13 protein-coding genes, 1 pseudogene and 1 CRISPR repeat array are annotated in these 14,083 nt (G+C 52.6%); of the genes and pseudogenes, 12 read left to right on the plus strand and 2 right to left on the minus strand.

Annotation, left to right across the window (positions count from 1 at the left end):
- Window positions 1-8 precede the first annotated feature (8 nt).
- Window positions 9-309: a CRISPR direct-repeat array (repeat unit 30 nt; unit sequence GTTACTAGCTTACCTATGAGGGATTGAAAC).
- A 163-nt stretch (window positions 310-472) separates the two neighbouring features.
- Window positions 473-901: pseudogene (locus LZ11_RS12935) on the minus strand (transposase); the annotation flags it as partial.
- A gap of 347 nt (window positions 902-1,248) precedes the next feature.
- Between LZ11_RS12935 and LZ11_RS11285 the strand changes: the two are divergent.
- Both LZ11_RS11285 and LZ11_RS11290 read left to right on the plus strand, forming a co-directional pair.
- Window positions 1,249-2,391: a saccharopine dehydrogenase family protein gene (locus LZ11_RS11285; RefSeq protein WP_342782618.1), complete on the plus strand. Its 1,143-nt coding sequence runs from the start codon at window positions 1,249-1,251 to the stop codon at window positions 2,389-2,391.
- Window positions 2,392-2,416: 25 nt separating this feature from the next.
- The gene (locus LZ11_RS11290; protein ID WP_148867978.1) at window positions 2,417-2,674 is read left to right on the plus strand and encodes a sulfurtransferase TusA family protein; all 258 of its coding nucleotides are present in this window, start codon (window positions 2,417-2,419) and stop codon (window positions 2,672-2,674) included.
- Here LZ11_RS11290 and LZ11_RS11295 read toward each other — a convergent pair.
- The gene (locus LZ11_RS11295) at window positions 2,643-3,545 is read right to left on the minus strand and encodes a selenium metabolism-associated LysR family transcriptional regulator (RefSeq protein WP_148867979.1); all 903 of its coding nucleotides are present in this window, start codon (window positions 3,543-3,545) and stop codon (window positions 2,643-2,645) included. The genes LZ11_RS11290 and LZ11_RS11295 overlap by 32 nt on opposite strands.
- A 109-nt stretch (window positions 3,546-3,654) precedes the next feature.
- On the opposite strand from LZ11_RS11295, the gene LZ11_RS12940 reads away from it, so the two are divergent.
- From LZ11_RS12940 to LZ11_RS11345, 10 genes are all read left to right on the plus strand, one after another.
- On the plus strand, window positions 3,655-4,296 hold the full coding sequence (locus LZ11_RS12940; protein WP_222927257.1) for a YeeE/YedE thiosulfate transporter family protein: 642 nt from the start codon (window positions 3,655-3,657) through the stop codon (window positions 4,294-4,296).
- 25 nt (window positions 4,297-4,321) lie between these two features.
- Window positions 4,322-4,876, plus strand: a complete 555-nt coding sequence (locus LZ11_RS12945) for a YeeE/YedE thiosulfate transporter family protein (RefSeq protein WP_148867980.1) — start codon at window positions 4,322-4,324, stop codon at window positions 4,874-4,876.
- Between the two features lie 108 nt (window positions 4,877-4,984).
- Complete coding sequence (locus LZ11_RS11310) at window positions 4,985-7,534, plus strand: FAD-dependent oxidoreductase (RefSeq protein WP_148867981.1); 2,550 nt, start codon at window positions 4,985-4,987, stop codon at window positions 7,532-7,534.
- A gap of 19 nt (window positions 7,535-7,553) precedes the next feature.
- Window positions 7,554-8,513 carry a sulfurtransferase gene (locus LZ11_RS11315; protein ID WP_148867982.1) on the plus strand — a complete coding sequence of 320 codons (960 nt, stop codon included), beginning with the start codon at window positions 7,554-7,556 and terminating at the stop codon, window positions 8,511-8,513.
- A gap of 64 nt (window positions 8,514-8,577) precedes the next feature.
- Window positions 8,578-9,291 carry a TVP38/TMEM64 family protein gene (locus tag LZ11_RS11320; protein WP_148867983.1) on the plus strand — a complete coding sequence of 238 codons (714 nt, stop codon included), beginning with the start codon at window positions 8,578-8,580 and terminating at the stop codon, window positions 9,289-9,291.
- A 16-nt stretch (window positions 9,292-9,307) separates the two neighbouring features.
- Window positions 9,308-9,898: a CDP-alcohol phosphatidyltransferase family protein gene (locus tag LZ11_RS11325; protein WP_148867984.1), complete on the plus strand. Its 591-nt coding sequence runs from the start codon at window positions 9,308-9,310 to the stop codon at window positions 9,896-9,898.
- Window positions 9,899-9,941: 43 nt separating this feature from the next.
- A complete protein-coding gene (locus LZ11_RS11330; protein ID WP_148867989.1) occupies window positions 9,942-11,162 on the plus strand; it encodes an ABC transporter substrate-binding protein in 1,221 nt (406 codons plus the stop codon).
- Between the two features lies 1 nt (window position 11,163).
- The gene (locus tag LZ11_RS11335; protein ID WP_148867985.1) at window positions 11,164-12,021 is read left to right on the plus strand and encodes an ABC transporter permease; all 858 of its coding nucleotides are present in this window, start codon (window positions 11,164-11,166) and stop codon (window positions 12,019-12,021) included.
- A 1-nt stretch (window position 12,022) separates the two neighbouring features.
- Complete coding sequence (locus LZ11_RS11340) at window positions 12,023-12,823, plus strand: ABC transporter permease (RefSeq protein WP_148867986.1); 801 nt, start codon at window positions 12,023-12,025, stop codon at window positions 12,821-12,823.
- A 19-nt stretch (window positions 12,824-12,842) separates the two neighbouring features.
- Complete coding sequence (locus LZ11_RS11345; RefSeq protein ID WP_148867987.1) at window positions 12,843-13,874, plus strand: ABC transporter ATP-binding protein; 1,032 nt, start codon at window positions 12,843-12,845, stop codon at window positions 13,872-13,874.
- The last annotated feature ends 209 nt before the right edge of the window (window positions 13,875-14,083 follow it).

The following is a 14,083-nucleotide window of genomic DNA, read 5'->3' on the forward strand; positions in this document are numbered from 1 at the left end:
GAGCGGGAGTTACTAGCTTACCTATGAGGGATTGAAACTGGAGAACGGAAATTGATAAGAGGAATATCTTTTGTAGTTACTAGCTTACCTATGAGGGATTGAAACAAAAACGATATTGAATATATCATTTTGGTAATATTCCGGTTACTAGCTTACCTATGAGGGATTGAAACACGACGCAAGTTCCGTATATCCCAAGGTATGCCAAAGCGTTACTAGCTTACCTATGAGGGATTGAAACTTTTGAATTTCCTTGATAACATTGATGAGATTCATCCTGTTACTAGCTTACCTATGAGGGATTGAAACATGGAGACGGCAAAGAAAGAGATCAGGCTGGCGGAGGTTACTAGCTTACCTATCCTGAAAATAATGTTCCGCAAAAAGGCAATGAAAAACTAAGCCCATACATAATGTAAAAATATGGGATAAATATGAAGCTTAATATACGTAATAACAAATGTCTGTAAGGTTAAGATACCATCGTTTCGACCGAGACCTTTAACCCTAAAGATTCAAGCTTTTTCAAAGACTGGCGGATGACCATGTCGCGCCTTTTTTCTTCGTAAAAATTCGGACCCAATTCAATATAAGGTTGCTTACGCTTGAGAATATGATAAACTATAGTTAGGATGCTGTGAGCCACCGCAACAGCTGCCCGGTTCGATCCTCTTCGGGCAGCGATGCGGTGGTATTGACTTGCGAGAAAAGTATCTTTTACTCTGGAGGCGGCCCGGGCAGCTTCTACAAGTGCACTTCGCAACTTCTTGTTTCCCTTTCGAGTCCTGGCGGACTTTCGTTTACCGGCGCTTTCATTCTGACCTGGACACAGCCCCGCCCATGAACACAAATGAGCGACGGAGGGGAACTGGTCCATATTAGTTCCGATTTCGCCAATTAACAGTTCCACAATACCCGGAATCATCACCGGGAGTATTTTGGAAGTTACTATTCATATTGAACAGGTTTATACTTTAAATTACATCCCCGCAGGTGGCTGCGGGGTTTTTTGTGCCGCTTTTTTATTGATACTGGAAAAAGGTATAGCATACCCTTTGGTTATATGGTCATTCCGTAAGATGGTATGTACAGCAAATACGATTAAGTGGTTCCGTAAAGAGGATATTTTTTGATTTTAGCGAAATATTTTATCAATACCGGCGGATTGATAAAAACGGGTGGAATTAATGCTGCGGCGGGATTAATAGAATTTAATAAATCTATTATAAGAAAGGGGAATGGAGGGGAATGGGCGTGAAAATAGTAGTCTTTGGAGCGGGGCTGGTGGGAAGCGTTATAGCCCGGGACCTGGCCCGGGAGTGGGATGTGGAGGTTACCGTGGCCGACGGGAGTGATGCGAGGGTAAAACAGCTTACTTCGGAGGCCCGGGTCAAGGGGATTGTAGAGGACCTGTCAAAACCCGGAACCATCAGGCAGATCGCTTCGGACTTCGACATGGCGGTGGGTGCGCTGCCGGGGTTCATGGGAAAGAGCATGGTAAAACAGGTCATAGAGGCCGGCAGGAACATAGTCGATATTTCCTTCTCTCCCGAAGATTACAGGGACCTGGACGGCCTTGCCAGAGAAAAGGGTGTTACTGCGGTCATAGACTGCGGAGTTGCTCCGGGTATGAGCAACATCCTGGTGGCCCGCGGGGCATCGGTACTGGATGAACCGGAAAGCGCCGTTATATACGTTGGAGGTCTTCCGCAGGTCAGGCACTGGCCCTACGAATACAAGATCGTGTTTTCGCCCATAGACGTCATAGAGGAATACACACGGCCGGCCAGGGTGGTGGAAAACGGGAATGTTGTGGCAAAGCCCGCCCTTTCGGAACTCGAGCTAATAGATTTTCCCGGCATTGGAACCCTGGAAGCTTTCAATACCGACGGTCTCAGAACTCTGGTAGATACGGTGAAGATTCCCAATATGAAGGAGAAGACCTTGCGTTTCCCGGGACACGCGGAAAAGATGAGGATTCTGCGGGAGACGGGGTTTTTCGGCTACGACCCGGTAGACGTGAACGGTGTTCAGGTCAGGCCCATAGACGTGACAGCAAGGCTGCTGTTCCCGCTCTGGGAGATGAAGGAGGGCGACAGGGACTTCACGGTCATGAGGGTCGAGGTGGAGGGCAAAAAGGGCGGCCGCAAGGTCAGGTGCGTGTGGGAAATGGTGGACTATTACGACGAGAAGACGGGGACCACTTCAATGGCCAGGACTACGGGTTACACCGCTTCCGTCATCGCCAGGTTTTTGGCGGCTGGAGTCTTCAAGCATAAGGGGATATGCCCGCCGGAGTTAATAGCCACCGACGAGAACGCCTTCAGGCTGCTCCTTGCGGAGCTCGAAGCAAAGGGCATCATATACAGGGAAAAAATAATTGAAATTTAAATACGGAACTGGAAGGGTAGGAAATATGGCAGAGTACCTGATAGATTCGCTGGGAGATATGTGTCCTGTACCTAATCTAAAGGTGCAGTCGAAAATAAAACAGCTGCGGCCGGGCGACCAGATTGTCCTTCTCACCGACCACAGCTGCGCCGTTACGACGATCGTCGACGAGATGAAGAGAAAAAGGCTCAAGACTAAAGTGGAAGAAGTGGAAAACGGTGTGTGGCGGGTTTTGATAATCATGCCGCCCGTTAACAAAAACCCCGGTTCGGCGTATGCATGAACTTGATGAAGGCTTTGGCCACGCTGCTCTGCACCTTTTCACGCTTGTAGGCTACATGGATCTTTTGGATAAGGGGTACGCCCTCGATTTTTAAGGCTGCGAGGGTCTTGTTGTAAAGCTCCTTTCTTATGGCCAGCCCCGGCATTATGGAAATGCCGTGGCCGGCTTCCACGGCGGCCTTAATGGAATCGGCGCTGCTCAGTTCCATAACGATGTGCAGCCTGCTTTTATCTATGCCGGCCTGCTTAAGGCATTTTTCTATCATCTGTCTTGTGCCGGAGCCCTCTTCGCGCATGATGATGGGCTGGCTCATGAATTCCTCCGGGCTCAGGGAGGTTCGGCCCTGCCAGGGTCTCCTGTTAGGGGCTATTACAACCATCTCATCGCTGGCGATTTCGCTGGAGATCAGGTTTCCGTCGGGTTTTTCGCCTTCGATAATCGCCACATCTACCGCACCGTTCCTGAGTTCCTCCAAGATCTGTCTCCGGTTGCCGACTTTGAGCTTTATGTTGGTCTCGGGGTATTTTTCCTTGAATATGAAGATGCTGCAGGGCACCGCGTATCCGCCTACTATGGATGATGCGCCCACTGTCAGGTTTCCGCTTATTGATGCTCTGAAATCGTCCATATTTTTTTCAAGGTCTTCGTAGGTCGATACGATCCGGTTGGCATAGTCGAAGAGGATTCTGCCGGCTTCTGTAAGCACAATACCTCGATTGGTTCTCTCTATGAGCTGTACGGAAAAGTGGGTTTCCAGCTGTTTTATCTGCTGGCTCAAAGCGGGCTGAGTAACAAAAAGGCGCTCGGCGGCCCTGGACAGGGATTGAGTTTCGGCAATGGCTATAAAGGATTTCAGCAGGTTTATGTTCATTTCAATTGCCACCCTCTTTCCCTGATATAAGATATTTTTATAATAACATAAAAGATGGTGATTTTACACTCTATTTTTTAAAATTTATAATTGAAAGTGGGATTTTAAAGTGAAAGAGTTCACATTAACTCGGAAGAAGAGTCAGCTCCCCTATGCGATGGTGCTGCTTCTGATCCTCGTACTTTTCGGTATTTATCTATCTAGAGTCGGTAAGATTCTGGCTGTGAGGTGGATTTTTGGAATAGCTTTCGGCTTTGTTCTGCAGCGCTCCCGCTTTTGCTTTACGGCAGCCGTTAGGGATCCGGTTCTGACGGGCAATACATCATTGTTTCGGGCTGTCCTTATAGCCACAACCGTCGCAATGGTAGGGTTTTCTTACATACAGTTTGCGGCGCACCTGTCGGGCTGCCCGGTCCCGGGGATGATCAAGCCGGCCGGCGTCCATACGCTGCTTGGAGGAATCATATTCGGAATAGGCGCTGTGTTGAGCGGGGGATGTGCCTCCGGCACCCTGATGCGGGTAGGCGAGGGGCACCTGGTGAACATGATCGCCTTAGTGTTTTTCATTGCCGGTTCAGCGGCCGGTGCTTACCATTTCGGATGGTTCAAGGAAAATATCATAAAGTTCGCCAGGCCTGTGTTCCTGCCGGATATTTTGGGGTGGGGAGCGGCCTTTTTCGGGCAGCTGGCCTTTCTGCTCATTCTGTACTGGCTCGCCCTCTGGTGGGACTATAACAGCAGGGCGGAATAGACGGCCGGTACGAGGAGGGTCAAACGTGAAAAACAAAGAGCTTCTTAAAGAGGAATTAAAAAGATATGCGGATGTCATCCTGAAGGAACCCTTCCCGTACTGGTTTGGAGCGATCCTGCTGGGGATTTTAAACGTTTGTCTTTTGGCGGTCAGCGGCGAGCCGTGGCGCATTACCACCCACTTTGCTCACTGGGGAGCGTGGGTTGCGCGGGCTTTCGGCGCCCGGCCGGAATTCTGGGCCTTCTACGATGAACAGGACAATGCCGCTGCTCTGGCAGGCGGCTTTTTGCGGGACGGGGGTTCCGTACAGAATCTGGGCATCATCGCCGGTGCCCTGCTGGCGGCACTTCTGGCATCACAGTTTAGGTTTAAAAAAATTAAAAATTATAAGCAGGTCATCGGCGCCGTAATCGGTGGATTTCTCATGGGCTACGGCGCAAGGCTCGCGTTCGGTTGCAACATAGGAGCCCTTTTCAGCGGCATATCTTCCATGTCCCTTCACGGATGGATTTTTATGGCAGCCATGTCGGCGGGCGCATATCTTGGTTCCAGGTTGCTGATAAAGTTCTTCCTGTATTAATTAAAACCGGGAAAGGACAGCCATATACAGGGAAGATCTATTCGTATAATTCAATTATTGAATAATTGAACAATAATTAATAATAATCAATATAAAGGTGGTGCGAGGATGTATCCCGCTGAAGCCCTTGAAAAAATGAGGGAAATAGTGGACAAATGTATGGGTGACGCTCCGGCGTACTGCGTGGCCACCTGCCCCATGCACACCGACGCCAGGGGTTACATCAAGCTGATTTCCGAAGGCAGGTATAAAGAGGCTATTAAGCTTATCCGGGAAAAATTGTTTCTCCCGGCCACGCTGGGGCGGATCTGCGCCCATCCCTGTGAACAAAAGTGCAAGCGCAATGACGTGGGTCATCAGCCCATGTCTATAGCCGCCCTGAAGCGGTTTGCCGCCGGGTACGACGATCCCTCCGATTGGGATCTCTCGATGGAGCCGGAAAAGGACATTAAGGTTGCAGTAATAGGTTCCGGCCCCGCGGGAGCCCAGGCCGCCATCGACTTGAGAAAGAAGGGGTATAAAGTCACCATTTTCGAAAAGCTGCCGGTGGCCGGGGGTATGCTCAGGGTAGGAATACCCGAGTACAGGCTGCCCCGGAACATCCTGGAAAAGGAATATAGCTATCTGACCAAACTCGGGATCGAGATCCGCTTCAACACCGAAGTGGGTAAGGACGTATCTTTCAGCGATATCAGGAACAATTACGATGCGGTGCTTATTGCCGTCGGCGCCCACAGGAGCGTTATGCTGCCGGTACCGGGTATAGACCTGAAAGGAGTAATACCGGCGGTGGATTTTCTGAGGGAGGTCAGCATGACCCGAAAGTACCCGGTGGGAGAGCGGGTTGCGGTGATCGGCGGCGGCAACGTGGCCATGGACGTAGCTCGAAGCCTCATCAGGGTCGGGGTGAAGAAGGTCGACGTTTTCTGTCTTGAAAAAAGGGATGAGATGCCGGCTCACCCCTGGGAAGTGGAGGAGGCCGAAGAAGAGGGCGTTGTAATCCACAACGGCTGGGGCCCAAGGGAAATAGTGGGTGAGGACGGCAAAGTAAAGAAAATCGTTTTCAAGGCCTGCAAGTCGGTCTTCGACCGGGAAGGCCGTTTCAACCCCTGCTACGATGAATCGGAAACTTACGAAATCGAGGTCGATAACGTGGTCCTGGCCGTGGGCCAGACTGCTGACTGCTCCTTCCTGGCCGGTACCGGCATAGAGCTCTTAAAAAACGGCAAGGTTAAGGCGGACCCGGTTACCCTGGAGACATCGCTGAAGGGCGTGTTTGCCGTAGGAGACGCGGTGGGAAGACCGCTGTTTGCCATAGAAGCAATGGCCGAAGGCAGGAAGGCAGCGGTGTCCATAGACCGGTACCTGAAGGGGGAGGACCTGCGCGCAGGAAGGGAATTCGAGGGAGCTTACGAGACCTGGCTCGAAAAGGACGTTTCCGCCGAGCAGTTCCTGCCGAGAGTCCAGACGCGCAAGCTCTCACCGGAGGAAAGGATAAAGGGCTTCATGGAAGTGAACCTGGGCTTCACCGAAGAAATGGCCAGGAAAGAAGCCGAAAGGTGCCTCCAGTGCGAGTGCCGCCTCTGCGTTAAGGAATGTCTCATGCTGCAGGATTTCACCAGCTGCCCCAAGGAACTGTTTAAGGAAATTCTTGAGACAGGTAAGGTCAACCCGCTGGTGCCGTATTCCTGCAATATGTGCAACAAATGTACCCTGGAATGCCCGAAGGAGTTCAGGCTGGCCGACAGGTTCTACGATATAAGGAAGGAACTGGTAAAGCAGGGCGTTGGCCCACTGAAACAGCACAAGCCTATCCTGATGCATCAAAAGTTCAGCTATTCCAGGATTTTCAATGCGACTCTGCCGGATAAAAAGGCGGGCTTTACCAGGCGCATATTCTACCCGGGATGCAGCCTGCCTTCCTACAACCCAGAAGCCGTGGGCAGGATCTACGAGTACCTGAAGGAAAAGCTGCCCGGCACCGGCGCCATTTTGAAATGCTGCGGCAAGCCCACCAAGGCTTTGGGCCAGGAGGAGCTCTTTAAACGCCGGTTCGCTATGGTGGTGGAAGAAGTCAGGAGGCTGGGCGCCGAGGAGGTTATCACCGCCTGCCAGTCATGCTATAAGACCCTTTCCGAGTACCTGCCCAAGTATATACCGGGGATAAAGGTGAGGTCCCTGTGGGTGGTGCTGAAGGAGATAGGCCTGCCCGAAGAGGCCAGGGGGATTGCGAAAAACAGCGGCATGACCGTGGCCATCCACGATTCCTGCGTGACCCGCGATGTGCCGGAAATTCACGACGCCGTAAGGTTTATAGTGAGTGAGCTGGGCTACGGGATTGAAGAGCTGCCTAACAGCCGGGGGAACACCCGCTGCTGCGGTTACGGCGGGATGGTGGTGCCGGCCAACCCGGACCTGGCAAAGCGGGTGATGGAGAGAAGAGCCGGTGAGGCCAAATCCGAATATATAGCCACATACTGTGCCGCCTGCCGTGCTTCCATGGTGACGGGCGGCAAGAAGGGACTGCACCTTCTCGATCTTATATTCGGAGGTGATTGGAGAGGGAAAGAAACGCCGGGGGTCGATAAGACGCTCCAGAGCTGGAGCAAGAGGTGGAGAGCCAAACAGATCCTCACAAGGATCGCAAATAAAAAATAATTTGGGGGGATTTAATATTATGAGGAAGATTGTAGCGTTAACGCTTATCCTTGTACTGGCCGTCAGCCTCGCGGCCTGCAGCCAGCAAAAGTCCGCAACCGCACCAACAAAGTTTTTAACCGGTAAGGAAAAGGGCTATGCCAATCCGGAGGCTATAATAACTCCGCAGGAACTAAAGGAGCTTATGGATAAGAATGCCGTCAAAATTATCGACGTAAGGCCCCAGGACCGCTATTCCAAGGAACACATACCCGGAGCCGTCAGGGCCTGGAGGAACGAGTACAACGATCCCAACCATAAATACGAGGGTATGAGGGCTACGCCCGAACAGTTCGCTCAGCTCATGAGCCAGCTCGGTATTGCCAACGGCGACCTGGTGGTGGTTTACGGGGATGCGGATAAACATGCGCCCGCCGACGCTGCGAGACTCTGGTGGCTGTTCAAGCTCTACGGCGACAACAAAGTTAGAATCCTGGACGGCGGAATTGAAGCCTGGAAGGCCGCCGGATTCCAGACTACCACCGAGCTGCCCGAAGTGACCGAGACCAGATACGAGGTAAAGAAGGTCGACACCACCCTGCTGGCGGAAGTGGAAGACGTGCTGGCGGGCCAAAACAACCCTGACGTGATAATTCTGGATACTCGCGAAAAGGCGGAGTTCCTGGGAGAACAGAAAGTCAAAGGCGCCGCCAGGGCCGGAAGAATCCCGGGGGCGATATGGCTCTACTGGGGCGACGCCCTCAACGAAGATAAGACCCTTAAGACCTACGACGAGCTGAAGAAGCTGTATGAAGAGAAAGGTGTAACACCGGACAAGACCGTAATACCCTACTGCCAGTCCGCTGTGCGTTCGGCTCACGCCACCTTCGTTATGACGGAATTACTGGGCTACAAGAACGTTAAAAATTACGACGGTTCATGGATAGAGTGGAGCCAGCGCACCGATCTGCCCATCGAAACCGGAGAACCCAAGAAATAAAATGAAAGCAGCAGGAGGGCCCATCCTTCTGCTGCCTTTAATGCAAAATGAGGGGGGATAGGGAATGAGTCAAAAAACGGCTGAATTGCATGGTTCCGGGAAGGGTGGCCGGATGAAGCTGCTCATTACCGTGGCTTGCATCGCGGTCGTTGCGTTTCTCTTAAAAAAGCTGGGCGTTACCCAGTACATGAGCCTTGAAAACATGGCGAAGTTGAAGGACTGGATCGCCGGTTACGGGGGGCTGGGGCCCATAATCTACATTGCGCTTTTCATCGCAGCCTGCATTTTCTTCCTGCCCGGATTGCCCATCGGAGTGCTGGGGGGTGTAGCCTTCGGGCCCGTCAAAGGTGCCCTTTTTGCGTCAATTGGGGCAACGCTGGGGGCTACGGCGGCCTTCCTGATAGCCAGGTATGCGGCGCGGAGCATGGTGGAAAGCTGGGTCGAGAAAAACCCGCAGCTGAAAAAGCTGGATGAGGGCGTAAGGCAACACGGCTGGCGGATGCTCATGATAACACGGTTGGTGCCGGTATTTCCCTTCAACCTGCAAAACTACGCCTATGGCTTAACCGATATTCCGCTTCTGACCTATATTGTGGTATCATTTTTGTGTATGCTGCCCGGCGCCGTAGCATATACCTTCGCCGGAGGCACTCTCACCAGCGGCGGGGACATCAGGAAGATATTTACCTACCTGGGTGTGGCGGCGGTGTTTTTCGTGCTGCTTTCCCTGATTCCCGGCTGGATCAGGAAAAAGCACGGCGGAAACCTGGGCATTTAGCAAAGAAGGGATACAGTTGCTCGATAGCGGAGCGAGAAAGTTTTTCCAACCGTATTTTACGAAGCTGGCCCGGATGCTCGTATGGCTGGAATTAACCCCCGATGCCGTTACTGGGGCGGCTTTTGTGATAGGGCTTTTCGGCGCAGCGGCTCTGTACCTCGACTGGCGGGCGGCGGCCCTGACGCTGCTGTGGCTTTCCGGGCTTGCCGATGTGCTTGATGGCACGGTGGCCCGGCTGACCGGCAGGTGCTCCGCCTTCGGGGCGCTCATGGACCTCATCTTCGACAGGATTGTTGAAATGGGATATATAGCCGTGATGGCGGCCAGAATGCCGGAAACCAGGATGGCATCTATATTTCTTCTGTGTTCCATTATATTCAGCTTTTCCGTATTTCTGGCATCGGGGGCCCTAATATCAAAAAAGACAGAAAAAGCCTTTTACTATCAACCGGGGCTTGCCGAGAGGACCGAGACTTTTCTGGTTTTCTCCCTGGCAATACTCCTGCCTCGAAGCACCGCGCTGATTTTCAACATCTTCACTGCCATGATCGTGTTTACCGGGATCCAGAGAATGGCAGAGGTTTACAGGTATCTCAAGAGGGATTGAGGTGAAATTCGTGAGGAAGACGTTTATTATTGTTCTCGCCGCGATGCTGGTTGTGGCTGTGGGGATTGCCGGATGCGGCGCAAAGGAAGTTAGAAAGACCGAGGACCTTCAGGAAAAGAGCTGGGAGGAAATCCTGGCCGAAGCCAGGGGCACGACGGTGAATTTTTATGGCTGGGGCGGAGACCAGAGGATAAACAAATGGCTGGACGAAGTGGTGGCGCCCCGGTTGGAGGATAAGTACGGCATAAAACTGAACCGGGTGGGGATGGATATAGACGAGATCCTGAACAAACTGCTGGGGGAGAAGCAGGCGGGCAGGGAAAAGGGTTCCATCGACGTGGTGTGGATAAACGGCGAAAACTTTTACACCGCCCGCAGAAACGAGCTTCTGTTCGGGCCCTTCACGTCAATGCTGCCCAATTTCCAAAAATACGTGGACCCCGACGACCCGGAAGTGAAAAATGATTTCGGCCACCCCATTGAGGGTTACGAGGCGCCTTACGGCAGGGCTCAGTTTGTGCTGACCTACGACAGCGCCAGGCTCCCGGAAAGCGAAGTTCCGAAAGACCACAGGGCTCTCCTGGAGCTTGCGAAAAAGTACCCGGGCAGGATAACTTACCCGGCGCCGCCGGATTTTACGGGCAGCGCCTTCATCAGGAATATAATTTGTGACGTGGTGGGCAGGGAAAAGCTTGAGGGCCTAGATCCCGGAGATAAAAAAGCGGTGGAAGAAGCTATTTCCCCGGCGATAGAGTACATGAGAGAATTGAAGCCCTTCCTGTGGAAGAAAGGGGAGAGCTATCCGGCTACCCTGGCGCAGCTGCACAACATGTTCGCCGACGGCGAGATCCTTATTTCCATGGACTACGCTCCGTACGCGGCTGCCGGCAAGGTTAAAACCGGTGAGTTTCCGGCGATGGTCAGGAGCTTCGTCTTCGAAAAGGGTACCCTGGGCAACACACACTACCTGGCCATACCCTTCAACGCCCCCAATAAAGCGGGTGCCCTGGCGTTCATAAACTATATTCTGAGCCCGGAGGTGCAGGCGTCTAAAAACGACCCGGTCAACTGGGGTGACCTGCCGGTAATTGATTTCAACCGGCTTTCGCCTGAGGAAAAGAAACTCTTTGAAGATATAAATCTGGGGGATGCGGCGCTGCCGGGGGATTATCTCCAGGCCCGCCGGCTGGCCGAACCGGATGCCTCACTCATACCGGTAATCGAGGAAATATGGGTTGAAAAAGTGCTTAAAGAGGGAAAGTAACGTGAACGGTGAAAGGTTGAGGCCGTACTTCATGCTTGCACCCGTTATGCTGGTGCAGGCATGGCTCATATTTACAGGAATATACACCGCCCTGGAGCAGAGCCTGGGCCATTTCCCGGCTGCGGGGCTTAACGGTTACAGCCTGAAGTTTTACATCGCCGTCTTGAAGAATCCGGATTTTTTAAGAAGCCTTGTTTTTTCTTTTTACGTGGCTTTTGTTTCCTCGGCGCTGGCTGTTATCCTGGGGATATTTCTGGCGGTGCTGCTCATTCACAGTCCCCGGAGGGAGGGCCTCAGCAATTACCTTTACAGGCTGCCCATAATAGTGCCTCACACCATCGCGGTGCTGCTGGTGCTGAATATCTTATCGAATAGCGGCCTCATGCCCAGGTTACTTTACGCCCTGGGGATGCCGGGAGCCGAAAACGCTTTCCCCGGTATGGTGTTTGACAGGGCGGGCATCGGGGTTATACTGACCTACTTATGGAAAGGTACCCCTTTTGCTACCTTTATGGTTTACACCATCCTAAAGAATAGCAACCCGGGACTGTTTGAAGCTGCTTTGAACCTGGGGGCCAGCAAGTGGAAGGCCTTTTTCTATGTGGTGCTGCCTCTCTTAAAGCCGGCGATAATTCCTTCGTTCCTTTTTCTGTTCGCCTATGCCTTCGGGTCCTGGGAGGTTCCCTACCTCATTGGGCCTACCTATCCAAGGGCGCTGCCGGTGCTGGCGTACACTTTTTACGTGAGCCCCGAACTATCGGCAAGGCCCTATGCTATGGCGGTGAACATGGTGATGATGGCGGTCTCCTTCATACTGATATACATTTACAGCAGGCAGACGGCTAGGGCCGGGTGGTAATATGAATAGAAGATTTGTTAACCTGTTACTTTATGCCGTAATAGTGGTAATGATCCTTCCAATGGCGGTGCTGTTGCTGTGGGCTTTCGCCAGGGAATGGCCCTGGCCTCACCTTTTTCCCACGGGTTTTTCGGTGCGAGGATGGGTTCACCTCTTAAACCCTGCCACAGGGGCCCTGCCGGTGCTGTTTTACAGCGTGCTGCTCTCTTCGGTGGTGACATTCCTCACCGTAACTTTCAGCCTTCCGGCGGCCAGGGCCCTGGCCTTTTGTGAATTCAGGGGCAAGCAGGCCATCGAGATCTTCGTGCTTTCGCCCATGGTCATCCCCACGACGGCCATTGCCATGGGAATCCACGTGAATTTCATTCGCCTTGGCCTGGCTGATACCTTCTGGGGGGTAGTGCTGTCTCACCTCCTGCCATGCCTGCCTTACGGCATAAAGATATTGACGGGTGTGTTCGGCGCCCTGGGCGACAGGATAGAGCAGCAGGCCCGGGTTATGGGGGCCGGCAGGATGAAGACTTACATCTACGTGACTTTGCCGCTTATATCCCCGGGGCTTGTAACCGCCGGCATAATGGCTTTTGTCGTTTCTTTCAGCCAGTACTTCCTCACCTTTATCATAGGAGGAGGCCGGGTGGTAACCTTTTCGCTGCTGCTTTTCCCCTTCATACAGGGGGGAGACCGGCATCTGAGCGCTGTCTTCAGCCTGGCTTTTATAGCCACCGTGCTCCTTTGGGTTTTCGCCCTGGAGGCGCTGGTCAGAAGGTGGGTCAAAAAGGGACAGTACTTTTATATGTGACACCGAAGGGGATATCCGTATGGCCGAGATAAGAGTGGAAAATGTGAGCAAGGCTTTCAGAGGAGAAAAAATCATCGACGGTATCAGTTTCGAGGTGGCCGGCGCGCAGCTCCTGTCACTGCTGGGGCCTTCGGGAGCCGGCAAGACCACGCTTCTAAAGATAATAGCCGGGCTTGTTAAGCCCGACACCGGTGAAATCTTCTTCGACGGCGTCCCGGTCGTAAAGGTGCCGGCGGAAAAGAGGGGGGCCGTGCTCGTTTTTCAGGACTACCTGCTCTTTCCTCACCTGACCGTAGAACAGAACGTGGCCTTCGGCCTCAGGATGGCCGGCGTTCCTCGGGACAAAAGGACAAAAATAGTCGCTGAGATGCTGGCCCTGGTGGACATGAAGGGATACGAACACAAATACCCCCACGAACTCTCCGGGGGCCAGAAGCAGAGGGTGGCCCTGGCCAGGGCCCTGGCGGTAAAGCCTCGGGTCCTTCTCCTGGACGAACCTTTTTCCAACCTGGACCCGCGCCTCAGGGAATCCATGAGGGAGTTTACCCGGGACCTTCAGCGCCGAATGGAGATGACCACCATCCTGGTGACCCATGACTGGGAAGAAGCCCTCATGATGTCCGACAGGATAGCGGTGCTGATTAACGGCTCGATAAAGCAGGTGGGTACCCCCGAGGAAGTGTATTTCAGGCCGGCATCCCTGGAAGTGGCCGAGTTTCTCGGCGAGAAAAAAAATTACGTGGAGGGCAGGGTGAAGGACGGCGTTTTTTTCTGCCCTTTTGGAGATTTCCCCGCACCGCAGGCAGTCGACGGCTGTTATACAGCCTTGATAAGGCCCGAACACGTCAGAATTTCACCGGGCGGCGAAACCTCGAGCTGGATGGTATGTGATATGCGGTTTGCCGGGGGATGCGTCTACTACAGGGTGGTGCGGGAAGGCCTCTTGCTTTTGTGCGCCGCGGATAACACCGTCATTTACCGGCCGGGTGATAAGGTAGACGTATCGGTGGATTTTTCAAAGGCAATGCTCTTCGAGACGAGCTTTGATTAATTCAAAGCTCCAGACTGTCGACAAAGTAACTGTCGACAGTCTTTTTTTGCAAAAGCTAGTACAAAAATCATCAGCTTTTTAGTAAAATTAAAGAAGATACAAAAATATTGTGGGGCGATGAAATGTTAACGAAGAAAAATCGAGAAATAATAGAGCAGGTAGAATTAGTAAGCATCGATAGCTTAGTACCTCAAGACCATCTCCTTAGG

This window comes from Thermosediminibacter litoriperuensis (genome assembly GCF_008124715.1).
Classification (GTDB): domain Bacteria; phylum Bacillota; class Thermosediminibacteria; order Thermosediminibacterales; family Thermosediminibacteraceae; genus Thermosediminibacter; species Thermosediminibacter litoriperuensis.